Origin of the sequence: Exiguobacterium aestuarii, assembly GCF_020171655.1 — a bacterium.
GTDB lineage: Bacteria > Bacillota > Bacilli > Exiguobacteriales > Exiguobacteriaceae > Exiguobacterium > Exiguobacterium aestuarii_A.
This window is the reverse complement of record NZ_JAIVAC010000001.1, coordinates 781124-805940: the sequence shown is the minus strand read 5'-3', so window position 1 is coordinate 805940 and position 24817 is coordinate 781124. Positions and strand designations below refer to the sequence as shown.

At 47.1% G+C, this 24817-nt stretch carries 27 protein-coding genes; 4 read left to right on the top strand and 23 right to left on the bottom strand.

Annotation, left to right across the window (positions count from 1 at the left end):
- Positions 1 to 2: 2 nt before the first annotated feature.
- The 10 genes from LCM29_RS04285 to bglA form a co-directional block, all read right to left on the bottom strand.
- Positions 3 to 959, bottom strand: a complete 957-nt coding sequence (locus tag LCM29_RS04285; protein ID WP_224861117.1) for an alpha/beta hydrolase — start codon at positions 957 to 959, stop codon at positions 3 to 5.
- A complete protein-coding gene (locus LCM29_RS04280; RefSeq protein WP_214874387.1) occupies positions 949 to 1503 on the bottom strand; it encodes a helix-turn-helix domain-containing protein in 555 nt (184 codons plus the stop codon). Before LCM29_RS04280 ends, LCM29_RS04285 begins: the two co-directional genes overlap by 11 nt.
- A gap of 130 nt (positions 1504 to 1633) precedes the next feature.
- A complete protein-coding gene (locus LCM29_RS04275; RefSeq protein WP_412093983.1) occupies positions 1634 to 1858 on the bottom strand; it encodes an excalibur calcium-binding domain-containing protein in 225 nt (74 codons plus the stop codon).
- 150 nt (positions 1859 to 2008) lie between these two features.
- Positions 2009 to 2827: an SDR family oxidoreductase gene (locus tag LCM29_RS04270; RefSeq protein WP_224861113.1), complete on the bottom strand. Its 819-nt coding sequence runs from the start codon at positions 2825 to 2827 to the stop codon at positions 2009 to 2011.
- A gap of 88 nt (positions 2828 to 2915) precedes the next feature.
- A complete protein-coding gene (locus tag LCM29_RS04265; protein ID WP_214692369.1) occupies positions 2916 to 3239 on the bottom strand; it encodes an ArsR/SmtB family transcription factor in 324 nt (107 codons plus the stop codon).
- 69 nt (positions 3240 to 3308) lie between these two features.
- Complete coding sequence (locus tag LCM29_RS04260; RefSeq protein WP_224861110.1) at positions 3309 to 4118, bottom strand: MBL fold metallo-hydrolase; 810 nt, start codon at positions 4116 to 4118, stop codon at positions 3309 to 3311.
- Positions 4119 to 4207: 89 nt separating this feature from the next.
- Entirely contained in the window at positions 4208 to 4843 is a 636-nt protein-coding gene (locus LCM29_RS04255; RefSeq protein WP_224861108.1) for a peroxiredoxin-like family protein, read from the bottom strand.
- Positions 4844 to 4858: 15 nt separating this feature from the next.
- The gene (locus LCM29_RS04250) at positions 4859 to 5428 is read right to left on the bottom strand and encodes an NAD(P)H-dependent oxidoreductase (RefSeq protein WP_224861106.1); all 570 of its coding nucleotides are present in this window, start codon (positions 5426 to 5428) and stop codon (positions 4859 to 4861) included.
- A gap of 126 nt (positions 5429 to 5554) precedes the next feature.
- Complete coding sequence (locus tag LCM29_RS04245; RefSeq protein ID WP_214749121.1) at positions 5555 to 5872, bottom strand: ArsR/SmtB family transcription factor; 318 nt, start codon at positions 5870 to 5872, stop codon at positions 5555 to 5557.
- A 31-nt stretch (positions 5873 to 5903) separates the two neighbouring features.
- Positions 5904 to 7352: a 6-phospho-beta-glucosidase BglA gene (gene bglA, locus LCM29_RS04240; protein ID WP_224861105.1), complete on the bottom strand. Its 1449-nt coding sequence runs from the start codon at positions 7350 to 7352 to the stop codon at positions 5904 to 5906.
- Positions 7353 to 7489: 137 nt separating this feature from the next.
- Between bglA and LCM29_RS04235 the strand changes: the two genes are divergently transcribed.
- Complete coding sequence (locus LCM29_RS04235; protein WP_224861103.1) at positions 7490 to 8200, top strand: GntR family transcriptional regulator; 711 nt, start codon at positions 7490 to 7492, stop codon at positions 8198 to 8200.
- Between the two features lie 34 nt (positions 8201 to 8234).
- On the opposite strand, the gene LCM29_RS04230 is transcribed toward LCM29_RS04235, so the two are convergent.
- The 9 genes from LCM29_RS04230 to LCM29_RS04190 all read right to left on the bottom strand — a co-directional run bounded on the left by LCM29_RS04230 (position 8235) and on the right by LCM29_RS04190 (position 15576).
- Positions 8235 to 8786 (bottom strand): suppressor of fused domain protein, encoded by a 552-nt coding sequence (locus LCM29_RS04230; RefSeq protein ID WP_214874381.1) that lies wholly within the window; start codon positions 8784 to 8786, stop codon positions 8235 to 8237.
- Positions 8787 to 8891: 105 nt separating this feature from the next.
- Complete coding sequence (locus LCM29_RS04225; protein WP_224861101.1) at positions 8892 to 9605, bottom strand: hypothetical protein; 714 nt, start codon at positions 9603 to 9605, stop codon at positions 8892 to 8894.
- Positions 9602 to 10324 carry a hypothetical protein gene (locus LCM29_RS04220; RefSeq protein WP_224861099.1) on the bottom strand — a complete coding sequence of 241 codons (723 nt, stop codon included), beginning with the start codon at positions 10322 to 10324 and terminating at the stop codon, positions 9602 to 9604. The genes LCM29_RS04225 and LCM29_RS04220 overlap by 4 nt, the downstream gene beginning before the upstream one ends.
- A gap of 15 nt (positions 10325 to 10339) precedes the next feature.
- The gene (locus LCM29_RS04215; protein WP_224861097.1) at positions 10340 to 11401 is read right to left on the bottom strand and encodes a DUF58 domain-containing protein; all 1062 of its coding nucleotides are present in this window, start codon (positions 11399 to 11401) and stop codon (positions 10340 to 10342) included.
- 2 nt (positions 11402 to 11403) lie between these two features.
- Positions 11404 to 12327: an AAA family ATPase gene (locus tag LCM29_RS04210; RefSeq protein ID WP_224861095.1), complete on the bottom strand. Its 924-nt coding sequence runs from the start codon at positions 12325 to 12327 to the stop codon at positions 11404 to 11406.
- Positions 12324 to 13094: a hypothetical protein gene (locus tag LCM29_RS04205; protein ID WP_224861093.1), complete on the bottom strand. Its 771-nt coding sequence runs from the start codon at positions 13092 to 13094 to the stop codon at positions 12324 to 12326. Before LCM29_RS04205 ends, LCM29_RS04210 begins: the two co-directional genes overlap by 4 nt.
- Before the next feature lie 158 nt (positions 13095 to 13252).
- Positions 13253 to 13729: a DUF3916 domain-containing protein gene (locus LCM29_RS04200; RefSeq protein WP_224861091.1), complete on the bottom strand. Its 477-nt coding sequence runs from the start codon at positions 13727 to 13729 to the stop codon at positions 13253 to 13255.
- A gap of 11 nt (positions 13730 to 13740) precedes the next feature.
- A complete protein-coding gene (locus LCM29_RS04195; RefSeq protein WP_224861089.1) occupies positions 13741 to 14208 on the bottom strand; it encodes a DinB family protein in 468 nt (155 codons plus the stop codon).
- Positions 14209 to 14313: 105 nt separating this feature from the next.
- Positions 14314 to 15576: an NCS2 family permease gene (locus tag LCM29_RS04190; protein WP_224861087.1), complete on the bottom strand. Its 1263-nt coding sequence runs from the start codon at positions 15574 to 15576 to the stop codon at positions 14314 to 14316.
- Between the two features lie 282 nt (positions 15577 to 15858).
- Between LCM29_RS04190 and LCM29_RS15180 the strand changes: the two genes are divergently transcribed.
- Complete coding sequence (locus LCM29_RS15180) at positions 15859 to 15981, top strand: hypothetical protein (protein ID WP_255349577.1); 123 nt, start codon at positions 15859 to 15861, stop codon at positions 15979 to 15981.
- A gap of 212 nt (positions 15982 to 16193) precedes the next feature.
- Here LCM29_RS15180 and LCM29_RS04185 read toward each other — a convergent pair whose 3' ends face one another.
- From LCM29_RS04185 to LCM29_RS04175, 3 genes are all read right to left on the bottom strand, one after another.
- Positions 16194 to 17693: a PH domain-containing protein gene (locus LCM29_RS04185; protein WP_224861084.1), complete on the bottom strand. Its 1500-nt coding sequence runs from the start codon at positions 17691 to 17693 to the stop codon at positions 16194 to 16196.
- The gene (locus tag LCM29_RS04180; protein WP_224861082.1) at positions 17690 to 18217 is read right to left on the bottom strand and encodes a PH domain-containing protein; all 528 of its coding nucleotides are present in this window, start codon (positions 18215 to 18217) and stop codon (positions 17690 to 17692) included. The genes LCM29_RS04185 and LCM29_RS04180 overlap by 4 nt, the downstream gene beginning before the upstream one ends.
- Before the next feature lie 111 nt (positions 18218 to 18328).
- Positions 18329 to 19420, bottom strand: a complete 1092-nt coding sequence (locus LCM29_RS04175; protein ID WP_214692333.1) for an FUSC family protein — start codon at positions 19418 to 19420, stop codon at positions 18329 to 18331.
- Positions 19421 to 19595: 175 nt separating this feature from the next.
- Between LCM29_RS04175 and LCM29_RS04170 the strand changes: the two genes are divergently transcribed.
- Both LCM29_RS04170 and LCM29_RS04165 read left to right on the top strand, forming a co-directional pair.
- Positions 19596 to 20216 (top strand): NAD(P)-dependent oxidoreductase, encoded by a 621-nt coding sequence (locus LCM29_RS04170; protein ID WP_224861080.1) that lies wholly within the window; start codon positions 19596 to 19598, stop codon positions 20214 to 20216.
- A gap of 16 nt (positions 20217 to 20232) precedes the next feature.
- Entirely contained in the window at positions 20233 to 23619 is a 3387-nt protein-coding gene (locus tag LCM29_RS04165; RefSeq protein ID WP_224861078.1) for a dynamin family protein, read from the top strand.
- A gap of 145 nt (positions 23620 to 23764) precedes the next feature.
- On the opposite strand, the gene LCM29_RS04160 is transcribed toward LCM29_RS04165, so the two are convergent.
- Positions 23765 to 24745 (bottom strand): Gfo/Idh/MocA family protein, encoded by a 981-nt coding sequence (locus tag LCM29_RS04160; RefSeq protein WP_224861076.1) that lies wholly within the window; start codon positions 24743 to 24745, stop codon positions 23765 to 23767.
- Positions 24746 to 24817: the final 72 nt, after the last annotated feature.

The window sequence follows — 24817 nt, the reverse complement described above, 5'->3', positions numbered from 1 at the left end:
CATCATGATATCCAGTTGTGGCGTATGAGCCATTCGTGGAGCTGGTGTTGTAGCTCGGGATGAAGCGGCTCCTTAAGTTGTGCACGATATTGTTTTTTCACGTCCAGAATGCTCATCTCCCCGTCGAAATGTTTCAACATATGGTCCATGTTTCTAATCTTTTGTACCTCGATATGTTCCGCGTGAAGAGCATCGAGCTCGTCAAGATGATGGACGTCCGTTTGAACATCTCGATCTCCGGTCAGTGCAAGTGTCGGTACGTTCAACTGAACCAAGCGATCCCGGAGCGACTCATCCGTATACGCAAGGTGCTCCCGTAACCATTTGGCAGGGAATTTCATTAGTTGAATCCGCATCGTATCCTGGTCCGTCGCGGTGACACGTTCGAACAGTTTTTGTTGCTTTCCGATGACCGACTTCTCGTTCAAGCTAAGTCGAAGTAGTTTTCCTTTGATTCCTTTCGTACGCTTTACTTCATCGAGTAAGAAGTGCGCCTGTTCCTGCATGCTCGTCTTCAAGGCCACACCGGCACCAGACAATAGAATCAGGCCGGAAACCGACTCGCGTTCAGCCGCAAGCGTCGCGACAATACATCCTTCACTATGACCGAGCAACAAGATGTCTTGTAAGACATGGTCAAGCGATTTCAGATAACGGATCATCGTTGCCACGTCATCAACGAGCCCAGACAGACCGACGGTATTCCGATCTCCCCCACTCTTGCCGATGCCACGTTTGTCAAAACGTAACGTGACGAAACCTTGTGTCGTCAGCCATTCTGCCAGATCTTTATACAGATTCGACTTGAAGCCTGCCCCATTCCCGTCGCGGTCCAATCCACCGGTCCCCCCGATAAGGATGATGGCTGGAAATGGCGACTGGCCACCATGTGGAGTCGTCATTGTAGCCGCGATGGTTGATTCTCCTTGAATGAATACCTGTTCTTGCTTATACATCATTCATCTCCTCCTTTTCTTCGACCGGCATGAACGCATACGAGAACTTTCGTAACGTGCGTTCTTCGGATGGCTCATGGTCCAACACATCTTCTAATAAGTCATAAAGACCTTTTAAGAATCGGTCACTTTCGGTATCAGACAGGTAGAGCGGGATGCTCCGGAATCCGACTTTGTCTTCTGGGAGGTCGATTGAGTCGCGCTTTAGATAGTTGCCGAAATCCATGAGCAGTGACATCGCAAACGTGTAACAGACCATATACAGTTGTTCTCGGTCTTCCTCCTCGACAATTTTGTTGATACTGGTCAACGGATTGTTTTGAATCGCATACACTTTCTCATACACCCCGCGAACTTTATTTTCGCTCATGACAGATAAAATCTCGTCTTGTACCATTTTGTTGATATGGCGATAGAGGCTCGCTTGAGGAACATCGGGAAGTGCTTTTGCTAAGTCTCCGGTCGTGACTCCTTCATTCATCAGAACGTGTTGAAAGATTTTCATGCGAATCGGGTTCAATAAACTTTTTAAGACATCTTGATTCATTGATTCCACCTCAATGTTATCATATTTGATAATGTTATTATTTATGATAATATCATGTGGTCGAATCGTTGTCTATATCCATACAAAAAGCCGCCCTCGTATGGCGGCTGATTCGATGCATGATTTATGATCACCGTTCACATGCGATCCCGTCTTTGTCATGGTCTTTTGATTGATTCGCGTCATATATGGCTTTACTGACATAAGGTTTATAACGCGTCTTTCCACCTTTGTTTTTAATCGTCTTCGATTTGGCCACGCCCCCTTTATACACTTTGTTCATCTCCGTACAGTTTTTGAAGCGTTTCGCCGCAGCATCGACCGAGTCTGTCGGTGTTGCCGTCAATCCAATCATAAGAATGAACGTCGATAATGCCAGTGAGACTTTTTTCATCAAATCCCTCCTCTTACATTATATCGGGTAAATTTGTGTGATATTTATCGTTGAATGAGTGGATAAAAAATTCTTTCCGACACTGATGAAGTTCAAAAGAAATACTTGATGTTAATTTTTCTCTACGACACGTCGCACGATAGAGAAGAACACTTGGTTCGGCAGATAACGCTTCAGCGCAATCAACAGTCCTGCCTGTTTACCCGATGGATAGCGGAGACGCTTCTTCCGGTCGGTCGCTGCACGCCAAATCGTCTCGGCGACGACCTCCGGGCCTTCAGCGTTCGCACCAGCGGCATTCGTGTTATGGAGCGCGACTTCCGTATAGTTATCATATACGTCGAGCGGTTGGTCACGGACGAGTTCCTGGGAACGACCATAAAAGTCTGTCTTGATTGGTCCTGGTTCAATCAATTTCATGTCGATATTAAACGGTGCCAGTTCAAACTGAAGCGATTCGATGAACCCTTCGATCGCCCATTTTGAACTATGATACAGACTATAGATTGGGAATGTGATTTGACCACCGACCGAAGACACGGTCACAATCCGTCCGCTCCGCTGTTTGCGGAAATACGGAAGAGATGCTCGGATCACGTTCATGACCCCGAAGACGTTCGTATCAAACTGACGCTGAATCTGTTCAGAAGAGGCTTCTTCAAAAATCCCGACCGCTCCGTACCCGGCATTATTCAATAACACATCGATTGTGCCGTGATTCGAGATGATTTGCTCGAAGGCGTCAAGAATGCTCGATTCGTTCGTAACATCTAGCTGATAGAGCGAGACCCCTTTTAGGTTAGACAGTTCTTGATGGTCTTCAGGACTTCGCATCGTCGCGGCGACATGCCAGCCTCGTTTGCTGAACAATTCGACGGTCGCTCGACCAATCCCGCTTGACGCTCCTGTGATGACAATGGTTTGATTCATTTTCATTCTCCTCTTAATGTTTATATGTTTAAACTTTTAAACTGATTAGTGAAAAAGAAGCCTTTCTCTTTGTTTCCAAAAAGAAAGGTCATAAGATACATTCATCTTCGATCGCACGTGTCAGTGCTTTGAGCAGTCCGACCGCGTCCTCGAGGGTCAAGAAGTAAAAGTTCTCTGTCCCGATTTTCTCGGATGAGACGATCCCTGCTTGTCGCAACAGTTTGAGGTGATGCGAGATGGCCGGTCTAGACAACTCGATCTTTTCATCAATCTGATTGACGTTCAAGCGCTCATGTCTGGCGATCTCAACGATGATGCGTTGACGATTGACGTCGGCTAACACTTGGAACAATGGGATTGCATCTTCAAATAAAGATAGCGATGCCTCTGGTGTTGTATCTGGTTGTTTCATATTCATCACTCCGTTTAAAAGTTTAAACGTTTAATCCTACATACAGAATACTAGGTGATTCGCCTTCTGTCAACGAAGTTGTTCGTAGACTTCTCGGAGGATACTTGAAATCATATGTCTGGAGTCATAATCCCGCTTGGAGATTTGGACGAGCGGCGACGGGTCAGGGAAAAGGTGAGCGTTGATATCGTCAATCGTATAGCCCGCAGCGGTTTTCGTTAACACGTCATCGGTCAATCGTTCTAGATAATCGAGCTTTTTGGTCAGTTGCTCCCTTCCCTGCTCGAGACGCCCTGCATGCTGGCAGTACACTTCCTCAAAATCGAGGGACAGGACACGCTTGAGCGAACGGATCTGTTCAGGGACCGACTCCTCTGGAATCATGACTTTTGGATACGGATGAACGAACAAATCACCTGAAAACAGTCGACCGTTCTCCTCGTCATATAAGACGACGTGATTCGGTTCATGACCGGGTGTATGGATCACCTGATAGGTATGATGTTCTGATGTGATCTGATTGTCGTGATAGGCGATCGGTCGGAACGGTTCCGGGTCACCGGAGAAGCGTGCCCGATAAGCTGGGATATCTAGCCCCGTTATGCACATATCTCTGGCAGACTCATGTATGTAGATTGGCACGCGATACGTTTGTTCGAGCCATGCGGCCGTTCCGATGTGGTCTTCATGTGGGTGTGTGATGCTAACGAGGTCGATTGGGACCGATTCATAAAAGGGTTGGAGAGCGGGGAGCATCGTACGGGTCCCGGTATCGATGATCATCCCATCGAGATAATACACATACATCGACATCTCGAATGGACCGTTCTTCACTTTGGCGCAAACTGCCGTCACTGGCCCATGTTGCTTCACTTGCATCATTTTCCCCTCCAATATTGTATTTTTCTTCATTATATCGAAAAAAGCCAAGCAATCCCTTATTTCTGAGAATTCCTTGGCTTTTCTTCTTATAAAGAGGCGAGCACGCGCTCCGGATCCGGTCGAACCATATAGTCAGGGTCCGCCTCGGCAAATTGAATTACACCATCCTGGTCGATGACATAAGTCGCAGGTACAGGAAGGCGCCACGGATTCGAATCTCCATTATAATCGGCGAGTTGAAGTCCAAAGTCCGTTTCATATGTTTGAATCAAGTGAGCTGGAAACTCGAAGAGTAGACGATATGATTCTGCTACATGTTGATCGGGGTCACTGAGCACTTCAAATGTCAGATTGTTCTTTTCGGACGTCGATAAGGACTCATCTGGCATTTGAGGGCTGATGGCAACGAGTTGTGCCCCTTTCTCTTTGATTTTCGGTAGGATGCGTTCATACGCCTTCAATTCGAGATTACAGTAGGGGCACCATCCCCCTCGATAAAAGTTCAAGATCACTTTTCCATCTTGTAATAATTCGGACAAGGTGACTTTTTCACCCGTAGCGTTGACGAGCGTAAAGTCAGGGGCTTTTTCTCCTACTTGTAACCCTTGACCAACTCCTGATTCAATCAATGATGCTGTCGCTTCCGCAACACTTTGTTTGACGTGGGTGGGCGCACGATCTAAGAATCGGTCCCGTACCGTTGCTAATTCTTCCCGAAGCATGTGACCTCTCTCCTTTTACGACTGATTTACTGTGATTTCGAACACGTCTTCCAAATGAGCTTGGAGTTCACGCTTATAAAGGTTGATGTCCGGGTTCGCAATCACGTCATGCGCTCCAAAACTCTTTAATGGTTCCATTCCAATGAACTGCTGTGCATAGTGCAGGTGGGCGATTGAATCTTCAAAGTCTTTACCAGCGAAGAAACCTTCAGCATTGTTATATTCTGTGACAGGGGCATTCCACGTTGTCGAGAACATGTATTTCTTCCCTTTCATCAATCCACCTTTTCCGTACCCTTCAGCAGAACCGGCGAAGAAGACACCATATTCGTACACTTCATCCATGTATTTTTTGAACTTCGCTGGGAGTGAGAACCAGTAGATTGGTGTTTGGTAGATGACGATGTCCGCCCATTTATATTTTTCTTGCTCTTCTTTGATATCATAACCGGCATCGATGACCGTCGTTTTCACTTCATAAGCTCCGTCGAGTGTTCGAACGATCTCGTCGAACATCGTTTTGTTCAATTCACCCTTTGCAAAGTCATAATACTCGTGTCCGTTGATTACTAATACGTTTTTCATCTTTCAAAACTCCTTCGGAAATTGTTTTATAGTTCGATAACCATCAAACTAAAAGTATCGTATCACCGTGAGTTATACTTCGCAAGCATTTTGATCAACAAAAAAGCATGCGCCTCGAGCGCATGCTTATAAGTCTTCATCTTTCACGGCGAACACGGAACTCAATAATCCAGGAAACTTCTGTTCAATCTCATCTTTTCGGAGCGAGTAGTAATGCTCTTTTCCTTCGATGCGTCCTTTGATCAGTCCGGCTTCCCTTAAGATTTTGATATGATGGGACACCGTTGATTTATTTAGCATCAATTCAAGTGAATAAGTGGAACAATTATTTTCACCGGATTCTCTGAGGCATCGGATGATGCGCAATCGGTTCGGTTCACTGAGTGCGTGAAGGACTTTCGTATACGGTATGGTGTCAATAGACGGATGGTGTAATGGTTTCATAACGCCATTATACAAATGTATGCTGGAATTCTCAAATTTCGCTGTTTAATTTTTCCCCGTTCGTCGCGATGACCCGCTTATACCAGTCGAACGAGTCTTTCTTCATCCGCTCCATCGAGCCGTTCCCTTCATTGTCGCGGTCGACGTAAATCATCCCGTACCGTTTCTTCATCTCTCCCGTCGTGAACGAGACGATGTCGATGATGCCCCAAGGCGTGTAGCCGATCAAGTCGACTCCGTCATAGAGGACGGCGTGCTTCAATTGTTCGATATGTGCCTTCAAATAATCGATTCGGGCCGCGTCATGAATCTTCCCGTCGACAATCTCATCGACAGCACCGAATCCGTTTTCCACGATGAAGAGCGGAATCTGATAGCGGTCATACAGACGATTGAGCACATAACGGAGACCGACCGGATCGATGGCCCAGCCCCAGTCACTCGACTGGATGTACGGGTTCTCAACGCCGTTCGGCAGACCACCGTTGACGATATCACCACTGTTGTCCGCGACGACATCACTCTTCACGGTTGTCGACATATAGTAGCTGAAACCGAGATAATCGACCTTTCCGTTCTGTAAAATCTTTTCGTCCCCTTCAAGGATTGGGATGTTGTACCCTTCGCGCTCGAACTCGTTCAACGCATAACTTGGATAAAACCCACGTACTTGCACGTCCGGGAAGAAATAACGTTGACGCATCATCTCTTCGGCCAACATGACGTCGTCCGGGTTCGATGAATACGGATAGATTGGAACGTGAGAGACCATGGCCCCAATTTCAAAATCCGGATTGATTTCTTTCCCTTTGGCGACGGCGAGGGCACTCGCAATTAGTTCATGGTGTCCCGTCTGATACATGACTTCACGCGCGTTCTCCCCTTCTTCTAGAAGGACACCTGAATTCGTCCATAAGAAGAGCGGGTTGTTGACGTCCATCTTGTTGTTGATTTCGTTGAACGTCATCCAATACTTGACCTTGTCTTTGTAACGGTCGAAGCAGACCTCCGCGAAGCGGACGAAATGGTCGACTACCTCACGATTTCGGAAGCCACCGTATTCACGGGCAAGATGAAGCGGCATCTCGAAATGAGAAAGTGTGATGATCGGTTCGATGTCATGTTTGAGTAACTCATCGAACAAATCGTCATAAAATTGAAGACCCGCCTCGTTCGGCTCTGAATCATCACCATTTGGGAAGATGCGACTCCATCCGATTGAGGTGCGTAGGCACTTCAACCCCATCTCGGCGAAGAGCGCAACATCTTCTTTATAACGATGATAGAAATCAATCGCTTCATGGTTTGGGTAGAATTCGTTCGGCTCAACCTTGTCGGTGATCCGACGCGCGACACCGTGTGCGCCTGCTGTCAAGATGTCGACGACGCTCGGTCCTTTTCCGTCAGCGTCCCAACCACCCTCGAATTGATGGGCGGCGAGTGCGCCTCCCCATAGAAAATCTTTCGGTAACGTCTTCATCCTCTATTCCTCCTTCTGATGAATCATACACGTCAAGTATAATTGTACCGGTACAATTTAACAAGGTTGATACAATGAAACAATCTTGTTTTTTTCATGATATAATACAAGAAGTGACGAAAAAGTGAGGAATGACCATGTTAAAATACCAACAAATCGCAAATGAAATAGAACAATACATTCATAAACAGAATTTAAAACAAGGTGATAAGCTACCTGTCCTTGAGCAGATGATGAGTCAATATGCCGTGAGTAAGAGTACGATCACGAAAGCGCTCGAGTTGCTCGAACGAAAAGGCATCATCTTTCAACTCCGTGGTAGCGGCATTTTCGTCAGACGCCATAATCGTCCCGGTTATATGAGTCTCTTTTCCACCCAAGGATTCAAGAGTAACCTTGGAGATCGAATCTTGACCTCTGATGTACTCGACGTGTCTGTTATGAAACCAGATGCGTTGGTGGCCGAAAATCTCGGGATTGACGTAACTGACGATGTGTATCGTGTCGAACGGGTAAGATATGTGGACGGGGAAGTACTTTGTCATGAAGAATCGTATTACGTAAAAGCCATCGTCCCTTACTTGAATCGAGAGATTGTGGCCGACTCGATTTTTGATTACGTGCAATCGGCGCTCGGTGTCACAATTGGTTTTTCTGACATGTATCTACAGGTCGGGCGATTGACGGAAAGTGAAGCGGTACTTCTCGGTTTGGAAGAGGATGATCCGACGCTCCGCATTGAGACGATCTTCCATCTTTCGAATGGAAAACCGTTCGACTACTCACGCATCACGTATCATTACGAGCACTCGCAGTTCGTCGTCCAAGCGAACGGCCCCTATATGTAAAGAATCCCCTCATGCGCGCATGAGGGGATGTTCGTTAGACAAGTTCTTTTCGGTTCAAGTCGAATAACTCGCGATCAGTCTCATATAGGAGTTCGTCAAACCGTTCGGTTCCGTGTTCTTCGATGAACAGCTCTTCTGAAGGGTAAATCGGTACAAACCAGACGACTAGGACGCTCTGCTCCTCGTTCTCATATGTGATGAACGACTCATCTGAGTAAAAAGGAGCGGTCACATAGACCGAAGAAAATGAATATTGTTCAAGCACTTCCTCTGGCAGTTCGTAGAGTTCGCCCAACTCGAACGCCTGGTGCGTTCCCAACGCATAATCGGTCAGCTGCCACATCAATTCAACAAACTCCTCTTTGGCATGCTGTTGATTGAAGCGGAACAGCAACTCCTGGTGAGCTGTCGAACCATTTTCGAATTGAAGTGCATGCCAATGCAGTCCTAATGTCGAAATACTCGTGATTTTAGAGGACTCTTCTTCAAGTTCGATGATTTGGACATCATCTTCTAGCAAGTAAGGGATATCATACCCGCTGACGAATGTGCCACAATGTTTTTCTAGATGTTCTAAATAGTTCATGTTCCATCCCTACTTTCTCATAACTGGCGTACTTTTTGACTCGGGTTTTGAGTTTGATGGACTCAATCGATTGACGCAAACTCACTTCTTCTTTAGTTGGGTCATTCAAAACACTTTGATGTCTCCGTTCACGTGATCCAAGAAATAATACGTATCATGGGCATCGTGGGCGAAAACGAAGTTTCCTAAGATGTTTGGATGAAATTCACCAGTGAACCATTCGATTGTCTGATTGTTTGTCGGAAAGAAAAGGGACTGCCATACATTCTTCGCTTTCGGAATTTGAAGCTGAGGCAACAGTTCGTCTTCAATCAATGTCTTCCAATCTGCGTCATGCAACGTGAAGCGATATACGTTCTCACGAGGACCGAGCGTTCCATCTAAACCAAATGACACCTCAATCGGAAACGCACCTGTCGTCACATATTCAAAAAAATCCTCGATATGGGCTATTCCCTTTGTTTCGACACGACTCACTTGCTTTCCTTGAAGCGTCAAACCGTCCTCATAATAACTCAGAATCCAATCTTTCTCTCCTTGTAGGACGATGATTTCATTCGAAGAGAGTGTCAATTCCGATTCTAATGACTCACGATTCTTGATGGTTTTGGTCGTCACATGCTCTTCTTGACGTTCAAAAGAGAAGCGATGTTTTCTCGTACCCTTCACAGTTCGTTTACGTACAAGGCGCAATGGAAAGTCCTCATCCTTCAGATGTCGAAAAATCAATCGCTTTGCTTCTCCTTCTCTCAGTGCATGACTCGGAATGATCACTAATTCTAGTGGTTCATGTTGATTGTATAAATCTTTTGACATCATGCTGTTTTTCGTCTTTTAAGGAACCAATATCCGAATGGCAACATTGCTAACACTGCAAAACCAATCAATCGGTTGGTATTCGATGTTGGATTATTTGATTTTGCTTCATCCGAATAGCCACCCGCTCCATCCATCATCCCTTCTTCGACATTCCCTTCAATATTTTCATGCTCTTCAATCAATAAAGCTTGGAAGTCCTTCGTTGACATTTCATCTCCACTAATCATCTGTTTTGAGTAGGATGTCAACGCCACCAACATGTCCCCATCATAATCAAACCATGCAGACCTTTCTGTGTATTTCACGAGATGTCCTTGTACGTCCATCAACGCTTTCGGAGTTTCTTTGTCTGAACCGAACGTTGAAAACGCATATGTACCCGCTGATTGTTCATACGTTCCGATCACGTTGACCGGTTCATCATCTTGAAAGACGGTCGCCACAAATTCTTTTGTCGGGACGAACGAACATGTCTCATCATTCTTGTAACAAGATGATGACGGGATATACGTCTCCAACAACGGACCGAACGTGACGTTCTCACTGTCCGTCATATGATAATTAGCCGGGTCATCTCCCTGAATATGGTCCATCACAATGTCATAAAAATATGCATCTGCAAAACGTTCCGCCGAGGATTCAGTCATCTCGGCTGATACGGTCGTCGTGCTTGCAAGCAGTCCGACACAACATATAAGTAAGCTCGTCATTCGTTGCATGTGTTTCTCCCTTCATCACCCTGAAGATTTCAGCAGCATCGCGTGATTGATGTGAATCAATTCGGCGTGCGGCTGTTTGTGACGACTGACATATGAAGTGAAACGTGATGACGCAACAAACGCGTTCGATTCATGAATCATCGCTAGTCGGACGAGAATGAGCCGTAATTGTTTTCTTCCTTCTCCCAGTGTAACACGGTCGACTTGATTGTTTTTGTCGAGTCGGTTGATTAACAGCTCCACTTTACAGTCTTCTTTGATCAAGTAAGAAACCAAATAGGCCGTCTGTTGAATCAAGTCTTCATAGTGCGCATGGAGCCCGTTCCCGAGCGGACCGCTCAAATCAAGGGAAATCGTGAACGTGTCGAGATTTTGTCGTTCGAACACTTTTGCCTGTACATGACCGACCTTTGAAGTGGCGACCCAGTCGATCTGTTTGGCGGGTTCCTTCTCATATCGTTTTGCACTTTGAATCATCAACGGATCGTTCAACGGGGAGTGCTTGACGATGCGGTCACCCATCCGAATCATACGAGATTCGGTGATTGGCGACTTCTTGATGGTAGGTAACACAATCCATGAGGGCATATCCATCTCCTCATCCGTGAAAAAAAGAGTACCTAAATAAAACGGTAACGTGACACGCATCACACACGTATGAATCGAAGCAGGTCCACGCTTCACAGCCGAGACGCTCACATGATGTATGTCCTGTTCGATCCTTGTGTCGTATGCCTGTGCCCCGTCCTCGAATACCATTCGTTCATTACCCTCTAGTCGAATCAATAGCGGAACACCAAGGGCAATGATTCGCTCATACCCATCGATACGGACGATACATGATGTCTCATCGTCGATGAACAAGAGATCTTCTTTCTGCCGGATGGAAAATGAGACTTCGTTTGAAAGTGTTCGAATGATTCGTTTCCGAATGAACATGACGATTAATAATGCTCCGCATACATAAGCGATGGGCCATACATAAGGCATCCACATGGTGAGGAGACCGAGAATGACATAAGTCGGCCAGAGTTGGTCTTGAAGGATGGACGGTGTACTGATTTCGACCTGTCGCATCGTTACACCTTTTCGACTGGGACAGTTACGGACTCGAGTACGTCCGCTAGCACTTGTCGCTTCGTCGATTTGATGTCCCCTTCAAGGGTGAGGGTCAATCGATGCGAGAGAACGTGTGGTGCAATGGCTTGAACATCTTCAGGCGTGACGAACTGACGGTCGTTCAAGTACGCATAAGCTTGTGAGGCTTTGACGAGCGCAAGTGTCGCCCGTGGGCTCGCCCCGACTTCGACTAACGGATGTTGCCTCGTTTCTTGAATCAGTGCGAGCAAATAAGTGACGACATCTTCATGGATTCGCACGCTCTCGACATTTTCTTGTGCTTCTAAGAAAGCGTCATTCGTCATCAAGGCGTGTACCACATGTCTCGTCTTTGAAATCGTCTGCAGAATCAAGTTCCGCTCTTCATCCGCCCCTGGATATCCGACTTGAAGGGACATGAGGAAGCGGTCGAGTTGGGCGTCTGGTAGGGCGAACGTTCCCGCCGACTCGATTGGGTTTTGAGTCGCGATGACGAAGAATGGTCTCGGTAGCTGATAGGTGACGCCGCCGATGGAGACTTGGCGTTCTTCCATCGCTTCAAGCAAGGCGGATTGTGTTCTCGGGACAGCACGGTTCACTTCATCGATGAGTAAAATATTCGTGAAGATCGGTCCGGTGCGGTTCTCGAACGTCTGGGTCTGCATATTGAAGAAGTCTGAACCGATGATGTCAGAAGGCAACAGGTCGGCTGTGAATTGAATTCGGGCGAAGTCTGCCTCAAAGCTTTTGGCGATGCTTTTCGCAAGTAACGTCTTCCCCGTCCCAGGCACATCCTCTAGCAAGATATGGCCGTTCGCCAAAAGGGCTGTGCAACATAATTTTGTGATTTCCGGTTTACCGAGGTAAATGCGGTCTAATTGATCCAATACGTGTCGGATGGTCATGAGTTCGACTCCTTTTGTGTGCGTAGTAGGTATTCATCAAGTTGTTGGGTGAACGCTCGCTCACGTTCTGGTGAGATGTCGCCTTCGTCATAGCGTGTCTCTAAATAGGTAAGTAGGGATGCATCGAGCTCGATTCGTTTCGCCCAGGTCGACAACGTCTCATACGGACGGCGACGTTTATGTGGAGGTAACGCTGCCTCGAATTGAATCAACTGTTGTCGAATAGCCGAGGCTGGTAATGGATGAACCGTTCGGTTTATCTGCATCGACGCGTTGTCAGAAGTCACTAGCGAGTGATCCTCGATATCTAACTCTCCCTCCTCGCTTTGTTTCTTCGAGGGGCGTCGTTTTTTCCAGAGCCACCATCCGAGCGAGATGATTAGTGCAGTAATAATATAGGGGAGGTAGGAGATGTTTTTCGACTCTTCTGATGAGGGGTTTCCGTAAGAAGGTGACTGGTCCTTGATCATCTCTTTCGGTGTACCACCTGAACCCTCTTCTGAGTCAATCATCGCTCCGTCTGGACCATTTCCTTCTGGTTCTTCGTATGGGGCATCCCCACACCAAAAATCAACATCCGTCACTTCGAAAATCCCTAAAAACTTTCGTTTGTCATGACAGTCGGTGACCCAACTCGTGATCTCGCTCCCTGAGATATCTAATGATTGGTAGTAACGGTATCCCAGTTGACCGGAATAGGAGATGAGCGCGACCAGTAACAAGGAGAAAAGAATTCCTGACGCAAAGATTGTTTTAGCTTGTTTCATTGGTTATTTCGCTTATGTATATTCAGTTTGAACGTTTTCATTTGAGGTGACGGCTCCTTCCATAAATCTAATCCTTTATTTGGAAATAGGATTAAAAGGATTATACCATGCACCTTAACGGAATATTCAGTTATTTTTAGACAAAAGAAAAAGCCCATTCATTGAACGAGCATCCACCATTCTCTACCTTCATCTTCTTCGTCGCTCAACCATTCTACAAATCCATACACGCGAATCTCCTGATCACTACGAATGTCCCATTGGTTGATAAACGTTTTGACATGTGGAATCGGGATCCACTTTTGATGGGATGAATCACGCCGCACAAACGTTTGTAACTCCTTTTCATCTTCAAACACGAGAAATTCAGAGTTCCAGAGTGTAGGAAAATCTAGCAGCACGACAACTCGCATTCGCTCATCCACACGCAACTCTACTAGTCGTTTCGCTTCATCGAGCAGAATATGGATGATTGCCTGTTTGATTTGGGCATTGTGTTGAATATCCAATAAAAAAGTTTGTCCGACCGGAATCTTAGTATTCCAATAACCATTATGAAACTCAGTTGGAAAATCATGATGATTTTCTTGCATATTACGCTGAAGACGAATTAACTTTCGTTTCAGACCACGCACTTTCCGGTGTCTCATTTCAGGATCGACTCGATTTGTCTTATATGATGCTGGTCATGATCGATGAATTCTCCGATGATCACATATAGTGAATATGGGACACTTTGATGCGGATCATGTGAGACGCCATTCGCTGTCGTTTTATAAGTCAGCGCCTCTTCACTTAAGGACTCGAGCATCGTGACGAGCGTTCGCCGACTGTTAAGGGATTCTTTCAGTACGGCCTCACCTGTCAACTTCTCCGCTCTTTTCGTCGCCCGCGCGTTAAACGAGTCAAAGTCAGGGAAAATCATTCCTTCGCCGTTCTTCACCGATGGGATGATGACATTCAATAGATGATTGTCCCAATGGGCGATATGTAAGACGATTTGCTTTATGGACCACTTCTCCGAGTCGATCTGTTTATTCCAATCAGATTCATTTAGCTTTTCTAACGACTTGAGCCATTCTGTGTACGATGCGAATTCTTGAATAACTTGCATCCAATCCCCTCCACGTTCGCTTTAAATTACTGCGATTATAGCACGAACGAGTCTTTTCAAATCAAAAAACGGCACCGTTCTTCCTGAACGATGCCGTGCGTATCTCTATAACCAGACTGGTAATGAGAAGAAAACTAAGAACAATACGGTCAAGACACCGACGACCGGACTGAGTGACCGGTAGCCCTTTTTGAACAAGACAATCATCGTGTACGCGATGAACCCGAGTCCGATCCCATCGACGATGGAATACGTGAACGGGATCATGATGATGACGAGAATCGCCGGGAAGGCATGTTCCCAGTTATCGAGCGGCAGATGCTTCACGTTCTGGAACATCATCATCCCGATGATGATCAACACCGGAGCGATCGCCGTCACAGGAATGATTGCAAAGAGCGGTAACAATAAGAGCGACACCACATACAATCCAGATGTGACGAATGAAGCAATCCCGCCTCGTGCACCGACCGATATCCCGGCAGCCACTTCGACCGTCGAGACGGTCGGGCTTGACCCGAACATGGCCCCGGCCATCGTCGAGAGGCCTTGTGCAACGAGACCTTTCGGCGCATCCTTTTCTTTGTCGATTGCACGTGTCTGATTCTGAATCAAGCTGATATTTTCAATCAACAAGACGAGCGTCAGTACACCTACTGCGACTAAGAAGAGCGGAGACGCAGATTCCGCGAACGAGATGTTCCCAAACACCGTGCCGAATGACTCGAAGAACGGTGACAACGAGAAACTTCCCGTCCACTCCAGCGTTCCCATCACGGCGCTGAGACCGACACCGAAACCGATTGTCCAAAGGAAGCTGCTCGGTCCCATCTTCAAGAATAACAAGATGGCGACGAAGAGTGATAAAAAGGCCACCTGGACGTTACGCTCACCGAGGTCACCGATGTGGAGCAATGCCCCGCCCCCACCTGAGACAATCCCTGCCGCCTCGAGGCCGATCAAAATGAGGAAGAGGCCGAGACCGACCGTCAATCCGTCATGAATGATTGGTGGAAAGGCATTCGCCAATTTCCTCGCCACTTTGGTTACCGTCAACAATACGACGAGTACACCTGAGACGAACGAGACGGCGAGCGCGCTTTGCCAGCTCAAGCCCATCTGCAAGACGAGCGTGTACGTGAAGAGCGCGTTAATCCCCATTCCCGGTAACAAGAGCAGCGGAAGATTGAAGAAACCCGCAATCAACGTCCCGATGATGCTTGTCAAAATCGCTCCGACGAGCGCCCCCTCGAACGGGAGTCCGGCTTGTGTCAAGATTGCCGCATGCACGGCCGGGATGTATGCTGTCGCCAGAAAGTTCAGCACGCCCCCGTATGTTTCTGTTTTCCATTCTGTTTGTTTTGCCATAGGAATCAATCCTTTATTGGCACCCTCACCCACCCGTGTATACACACGAGATTGATTATATCCTGTCAGACATCTAACAAGCAAGAGCGATTCGACTCAATTCCTTCTTTGGACCCATATATGAGACCGATTCCATCAAAAGATTCATTTTATAAAACAAGAACGTTTGTTCTTATTTTTAACGCCATTTTACGAACGAATCTGTTATAATGAAGGGGCAGGTTAACGCAGCAATAGTGGGGTCAGCCGCCAAGTCCACAATGGAGGAAGGCGGTGGTGCGGATGGAACAACTTTGGACCTGGGTTGGAGATTATGTCATGATCCCAATCCTCGCTCCGATCATCGTTCACTTGGTGATTCACCGAACATCCGATCGTGCAACGTCTGAACGCACAAAAAAATGACCCCCTCGGCGCAATGAGATGGGTCACTTTCTGATTCACTAACCATTGTGGCGGCTGGGACCACTCTTAAAGTGGGAGCCTGTAAGCCAGAGGTCGGTGTGTCCAGCACCGGTCTCTTTCTACTTGCATCATACCATACTTTATCCGCGTTTTCAGTAAGAGAAACATCATTTGATACGAAAATCACAAATAATTCAAACGCTCAGGAAACTTTATCCTGAGCATTTTTCATTCATTTCGTTATAACGAGAGAACCAGACGAGCATCGCGTCCGCTTCTTCTTTCGGAATGTCGTCAATTGTCTCGACGGACAAGAATCCTCCTCGAGTCGAGAACTGAACCGTACAAAGTCCGAATCGACGTTGCAAGAGCGATTGCTTCACTTGAATCTGTTCGATCCGTGGTTTGTCCGTCAAGAACGACCGGACGTTGAATGCACCCGTCCGCAATTGAATGAATTGATCGGTACGGACATATTTTGTCGTGACGTAACTGAGCACACGTCCCCCGATGATAATGGTCCATAAAAGAAGTAGCCACCATGCATAATCTCGGAAGAAATAGAGCACGAGTCCTGATAAGATGAAGCCGAACCAGCTGATTCGCAGGAGTTTGATTCCTAACGCCTTTTTTGGAAGTCGATGTAATTCATCCGACCATGTGAAGTGCTTGAAGTGCTCACGGAGTACTCGCATCGCACGGTCACGTCGAACGAACGGAAGAATCGTCGACGATTCATCTTTCAATTCATCCATCGTCCCTGCTGCGACAAGTTCGACTCCAACGATGTGGAACCAGCGACGAATGAACGTCTCTTTGATTCGAATCGCTTGAATCTTCTCATACGGGATTTCTTTCGCACTCCGGTTCAATAATCCTTTTTCGACGCGAATGCGCTCCCCTCTTCGCTCGAGTCGGAAGTTCCCATATTTTAAGAAGTTGATAACCATGCCGATCACGACTGACAGCATCAACACCCCGATGACGAGAAGACCGATGACGATGATGGACGCATGGACGACATAATCTTCGACCTGGTTGAATGCCCCATCCAAATTGATGAAGTCATCAATCGAGGAGATGATCGTTGAAGCGACCGGGAAGATGGCGAACACAGAGAGCGACGTGATAGAGGCCAACACGATTTCGCGCGTGGACAAGGCATATAAAAGGCGACTTGATAACGGTTGTGCTTGTTCTGTTGTCGCATCTGTCGTTTCTGAATTGTCTTCGGTTTGTGCATTCTGTTTCCGATGACGGACTTGCTCGAGAATCTCTTCAAGTCGTTTGGCTTCGGTCGGAAAGACACCAGCCAGTTTGAATGATGCATCGTCACTGTTGGCATTCGTATCGAACGTCAATTCGACGACACCAAGCAATCGATAGAGGAATGGACTGTTCGAATGAACGCTTTGAATCTTATAGAGTGGAAGCGATTTTTCTTTTTTCAACCAGTTCCCTTCGATCACATAGACAGTCTTTTCATCCAGTGCATATCGGAAGTTTAACCACCCAAAGAACTTCTGGACAATGTCGAGTAATAGAAAGAGTAGGATGCCGACTCGGATGATGATGCCGATTGTCGATTCCCAGTCGTTGTTAAGCACAAAGAGTAGGACGATTGGAATGGCGAACGACTTGATGACTTCGAGAATACGCAGCACCAAAACGCGACTCGGGAGTCGATGCCATGTTAACGCGGTCTCGGTCATACGACCTCCTCCTCTTCAATCCGTGCATAGATGGCAATCTGCTCACGGAGTGTTTTCGCGAATGACTCTTCGATCGCATAGATTTCGTGTGAACCGGCCGCTGTTCCGATGGTGATGGTCTGTAACCCGTATTTACGGAGAATCGGTCCTTGTTCCGCATGAACATATTGGACCTTCGTCATCGGGATGAGTACGTCATGAGTCGTGATGATCCCATGATGAATCCGGATCTCAAGCGGCTGGACATCATACGTGAATCGTTCCTGTTTCCACTTTTGGAACCAGATGATATCAATCAAGCTATAGACGACATCGATGACAAGCAGCACGATAAAGCCAATCTGTAGCCAAGTCGGCCAGTCGAACCAGTATGATGCGACTACGAGAGCTCCAGTGATGAGGAGACCGATGATATAAAAAATCGCGCTCGATAATCGAAAGACCGCCCGTGCCTCGATCGGAAGCGTTCCGCTGATTCGTTGTGGTGTGACACCTTCTTCTGGTGTCGGTGTTGTTTCTGACATGGTGAATCCCCCTATCGTTCATATGTTTCTCTCTCTATTGTATACGCTCAAGTCTCAAAAAGGTTTCATATTGAACCTAAACAAGTAACGGGCCGATATTCGGCCCGTTACTTAGTCTTCAAAAAACCACTTCTTACGTGGTTCCACTTTTAAGTTATCTCCATGTTTCTTCATTTCCGTCACAAGATAGCGTTCGAGTTCATTCATTGCCTTGACCCAGTCGGTCATCGTCGCTACGAGCGGCACGACAATGAGGATGAGTTCTTCCTCTTCTTCTCGCATCCTCTCAATCATTAACTTCGCAAAGTCAAAGTTCTCATGAATGAGATCCTCATCCCGGTCGATGAGGTGCTCGTTCTCAAGCTCATAGGCTGAAAACAGACGCTCATGCCGACGCAACAAATGCCGAATATGGCGATACAACTCATCGCTCAATTGTGGAGGAAGTTGTTCAATCGTATGGAAATCATGATCGAGTTTCTCGATGACATGGAGCGCGGCCCGGTTCGTCTCAATCATCTTGGACTTCAGGACGGCACGACGGAAGATTGGCGTCTTCTTCTCGAGCCAACGATTCGCCTTGATTTCTTCTTCAAAATAGGCATATGTTTGTTTTGAATCACTATGCAACTTCTTCGTCTCAGGCAAGGATTCAAAGGATGAGCGACCGCCTTCCGTTTCCGCAAACAATCGTGCGATACGGACGACCATTTGAAATACCTCAGTCACCTGCTCTTCAAGCTTCCGTTCATATCGAGGTGGGAACAAAAGTGCGTTTACGATTAATGCAACGGTAATCCCCATCATGATGAGTAAGTAACGCTCACCCGCAAACACCCAAACCGGCATGTCCGACTGACTTGCCCCTTCCATGATGAGAATCGTCGTCAAGATGACGGTCCGTGTCGTCGATTCTAAATTTAAAAACAAAAGGATGGAGATGGCGATGATGATGACGAATCCGATAGCGATTGGTGTCGGATTCGGAGTGAGCAACAAGGACCCGACGGAGAGCAATGCCCCAATCAAGTTCCCTTTCATCTCTTCGATTAAGCGAAGTCCGGTCTGATAAACAGACGGGAGAAGCGCGAGTGACGCAGCGAGTGCCGGGACGACGATCTGTTGGAACTGAAACGCCTCGGCAATCAGTAAAACGATTGCGACCGATAGTCCGGTCTTAATAGTTCGAGCCCCAAATTTCATGTGATGGTGCCTTCCTCTCTTACGCTTGTCATATGTATTTTTTGCCTTCTTCCTCAATTCTAAAACGTACCACATTCTTTTCAAGCAGAATCGAACCATTTCAGGCAGTTTTGTGAACGCTTCCGTGTTATGATGGCGTTGGATATTTCTTTCATATTGATGGGGAGGGGTTTACTTGTCAACAATTGCTTTATTCGGCGGAAGTGGCCGTACAGGGGAACGGATACTTGAACGTTTATTAAATCAAGGACATGACGTCAAACTTTTAACGAGACATTCGTTGGATTCAAAGGAAGGTGTCAACGAAATCATCGGAGACGCGACGGACAAAGAAGCAGTCCTAGAAATGGTACAATCTGCAGACGTCGTCATCTCGGCGTTAGGGACGGACAAACAAAACGTATTGTCTACATTCACACCACTCGTGATTGACGCGATGAAACAATTTGATGTAACACGCATCATCACTGTCGGGACCGCCGGCATCTTACAGGCGCATGACAGCGACAATTACCGCTTTGAAACGAAAGAATCGAAGCGTTCGATGACAACCGCAGCGGAGGATCATGCGCGGGCTTATGAATTATTACGAGACTCCGGATTGGCGTTCACAGTCATCTGTCCGACTCAACTGATCAATGAACCATCGAATGGAGATATCATTGTCTCAAAAGAAGTGTTAGGCACGAAACAATCAGGTCCAATCTCGAGAGACGATGTCGCCGAGTTGGTTCTGGATTGTTTAACGAATGATGAATATGTCGGACATCGTGTCGGCATCACGACGGAATCATAATTAGGGGATGGGAAACATGCACGAACAAAGAGAACAATTAGCACGGCTTGCTTTAACGTTTGAACAAGAGGAGATGACGGATGCAGCACGACTCGCCCGCACCGCCCTACAAAAAGTAACGAATGAAGAAGTTTGGATTGCCGTCTGTGGTCACTTCTCAGCCGGGAAGTCGACATTGCTCAATGACTGGCTAGAAGATGGATTCCTTCCGACAAGTCCGATTCCGACAAGTGCTAATATCGTCACGTTGCGGGGTGGAAAATCAGCGGCAGCCGTCGCGATCAATGATACGGATTGGATTTCATTAGACGCTTCTTCCCTATCAAACATCAGTGACTATTGCAAAGTGGAGGAAATCAAGGAAGTCGAGTATACAATCGACCGATTCCCATTTGATGAACATGTCGTGTTGATGGATACACCAGGGATTGATTCAACGGATGAACGACATCGCCAAGCAACGGAACGATCGCTCTTCTTGGCCGATCATTTGTTCTTTATGATGGATTACAACCATGTCCAATCGGAACAAAACATCGGACTGATGAAACAATTTAGCCGGGAAGGACGCCCCTATTCCATTATCATCAATCAAATCGATAAGCATGATGAAAACGAACTCTCCTTTGTGGACTTCAAGGCGTCATTGACGAAAGCGTTCCGTCATCATGACATCGTCCCGAACGACACGTTCTATATTTCACTTCGGGAATTACAACATCCTCATAACGAAGTCGAGCGTTTGCGCTCGTATGTGCGGCATGTCATCAAAGAATCAAGACAGCAGCAAGTCGAGCATGCGGATGCATTGATCAATACGTTGGTCCAACGCAACGAAACTTCGATTCAATCGATGTTGGATCAATTACCGACCTATGAGAAGAGTCCGAAGGAAATGCAATCTCGCCTGCACCGCCTTGAGAAGAAACGGGCATGGTGGACATCATTCCGTCGTGAATTCTTCAAACATCAAGCACCAATCGTCGAGAGTGCACCCATCATGACCTATGAATTCCGTGAATTGCTACGTTTCTATCTCGAGAGTTGTGCCCCTTCCTTCAAGGTCGGTCTTTTGTTCTCGAAAGAGAAAACAAAACAAGAACGCACTCGTCGTGAAGACGTGGCCGTAAAAGAGTTCAACCGTTTGATTGATATGAATTTACGTCCGCACCTCGTGAAATATGCAGAAGACATCATTCGGGATTTGAAACTTCCAGAGACCTTGCTACCGAAAGGTGATGTCCTCCCGATTGCACCGAGCTCACTTATCACTGAACAAGTGAAGTCCGGCGCATCACTCAGTGGTGATACGGTGTTACAGTTCAGTCGTGACATCGAGACGGCCCTTGCGTCATGGGTGACGAAAGTCTCGGAACCTTGGGTCCATTCGACGGATATGTATATGAAAGCTGAAGTAAACATGCGCTTGGAACAATTTTCGACTGAAGAAGACGAGTTGTATGAAGCGCTCGACAATGAAGCATTACGTTTACGCCTCATAAATCGTCTACATGCAATCGGTAAATATGAGACGTTACAACTTGATTCGAATCAGTTCGATCAGTTGGCCGTTCGAAACTATGTCGACGCGACGTACCTTCCCGAAAAACAGTCGAATGTTGTTGAATCAGAGGTTGCATCGACGTCGATGTTAGAAGATGATTATGACTTGTTTGATTTTAATTTTTCTTATGAAAATACGGTATGTGAAATATTAGAGAATCACCCATTGTTCCGCTCCCGTGTCTCGACATTACGTAAGAAAATCGAGCGCGCGAAGCATGAGCAATATACGTTCGCCATCTTCGGTGCGTTTTCGGCTGGAAAATCGTCAACCCTCAATGCCCTTCTCGGGGAGACGGTTTTACCGACCTCACCGAACCCATTGACGGCATCGATCACGAAAATCGTACCGCCAGATGGTCGGACGAATCGAACAGCGATGATCACCTTCAAATCACGAGATGAACTTGAGGATGAGCTACAAGGTTACGGGACTTCCCTCGCCTCACTCGATGTCGATCACCCGTTCGTCAACGCCGTAAAAGCGGCACCGCTCGATTATCTTGGACAAACGGAAGTCGTCGACTATGACACGTTCTGCGCGTTCGTCGCACAAGAAGAGAAAAGCTGTATCGTGAAAGAGATTGAACTGTACCTCGACTCCCCTTGGGCACGACGTGGCATCGTCTTCGTCGATACGCCAGGTGCCGATTCACAGTTCAATCGTCATAGCGAGGTACAGTTCGGCTACATGCGTGACGCAGACGCCGTCTTATTCGTCACGTACTATAATCATGCGTTCACGGAAGCGGACCGTGAGCTCGTCATTCAGCTCGGACGTGTCCAAGGGACCGGAGACCATGAGATGTTCTTCCTCGTGAACGCCTCCGATCTTGCGACAGATGATGAAGAACAGGATGCGGTCACAAGCTATGTCTCTCAACAGTTGACCGCGCTCGGTGTCCGACGACCGACCGTTCTCCCCATTTCAAGCCGAAACGCCATGCAAGGGGATGACGAAGGATTCGATCGATTCGTCTCGACACTTGAACGCTATGTCGACAAAGACCTTCGTCTCGCCAACGCGATGCGTATCCAGGAAGAAACGACAGCACTACTCGCTGCATTTGATCGTGTTCTGAACGAAGCGAAAGAAGACGCGTCGGCGAAAGAACATCGTCGCCAACAATTGAATGCCTTACTCGAGAACCCGCCGGCACTCGGTGTATCAGCACTCATCGACCTGTTTGACCGGGAAGCGAAAGAACTCCTCGCCCACCTCGAGACCCGTTCGCTTCTCCGTCTCTCAGACTTCGTCAAAGAGACCTTCCACCCGGTCGAGGTCGACGGGTCGAGGAAGAGCCTAGAGCGTGCACTCGGACGTACACTCGATAAATACGCCTATGATATCCAGCAAGAGCTCCAATTGTTCCAGTATCGGTTGGAGCGATACGTTAAACGCGAATTCGTAGCCTTGGTCGAACGGTTGACCGAACGTCAAGCGTCTCTCCTACCGACGCTTGAATTCGACCGTGAACTCGACGTGGCATGGCTACGAGAGGCTGTCGAACCGATTCATCTCGAAACACCACCATATCAGTCGGTGTTGAAGCGCTATAAGAACGCTGGTCAATTTTTCGAAGGAGATGGTCGGACACAACTGAAGGATGAATTGACGGCACTCCTCCGTGACATGATTCGCACTCGTCTCGAGAGCATTCATAAGAAGCAGGTCGAGCGGGCAAACGAGGAAATCAGGAATTCTGAAATCGAGATTGAACGAGAGTGGTCGACTCAAGTGAAAGAACTCGCCGCTGCAGAGCTCAGTATGTTGACGGATAGCCATTCTTTTGATGAGATGCGTGAACGACTCGAATCGCTCAGAAAGGAAACCGTATGAACACATTACTGCTCATCGGACTCATCCCTGCCGTCGTCATGACGATTGTCTTGGGACTGTTTCTGAGATATCTCTATTTGAACAAAGAATAATGAAAACGGTCCTTGATGCGCACATGACATCGAGGACCGTTTTATTTGTGTACTTATTTGTCTGCTGGATAAATCACACCAACTTGTTTTCGCACCGTTGTCATCACATCAGCAAGACGAATCATATCAGTTGCTGAATGCGCATCCGTCTCTGAGTTCCTAGCTTCAATTGCTCGCACAAATGCTTCAATCTCATATGACATCGGAGCGTTTTGCGTTTCTGATATGATTTCTGAAGTGCCATCCCGTAACTCTAGACGGACTTCATCGCACGTCGCGATATCATCGATGACGATACGCCCTTTTTCACCGATGATCTCAGAAGGCGTCGATGTCGCATGAATCTTTGAGTGCATGATAACTACGTCAAGGTCGGCATAAGAGAGAAGGACCGTACCACTCCCGTCCACTCCAGATTCTAACGTAACGCCGTTCGCCTGGATATCTTTCGGCTGACCAAACAGTTTCAAAGCAGGTCCGAGGAGATAGACACCGAGGTCCATCAACGAGCCGTTCGAAAAATCAGGATTGAACGTGTTGGGGTTCTCCCCTTTTTTGTACAGGTCGTACCGTGAAGAATACTGCGATTTATTGAAGACGGCTCGGCGAACCGGAGCGATTTGTTCCATCGCTTGTTGAACCCGTTCAAAGTTCGGCATGAACAGATTACGTAATGCCTCAAGTAAGACGACGTGGTTCTCCTTTGCGACTTCAATCATACGAGTGACTTCCTGGACGTTCGAGGCGAGCGGTTTTTCACAGAGGACGTGTTTCCCATGCTGCATGAACAAGATGCTCTGTTCGGCGTGAAGTGAGTTCGGGCTCGCAATATAGATGGCATCGATGACATCACTCTGAGCCATCTCTTCAAGTGACGTGAACGTATGTACAATGGAGTGATTTTCTGCGTATTCTTTAACACGTGATTCCGTGCGCGAGTAAAGTGCCGTCACTTCTACGTAATCCAACTGATTGATTGTTTCGATAAACCAGTCTGTGATGAAGTTTGTACCAATGATGCCGAAACGGATCATGTGAATTCCTCATTTCTATGTAGATTTTTAACAAGTTTATTAACTAGGATGAACTCGAAGGTCCATGAGAAA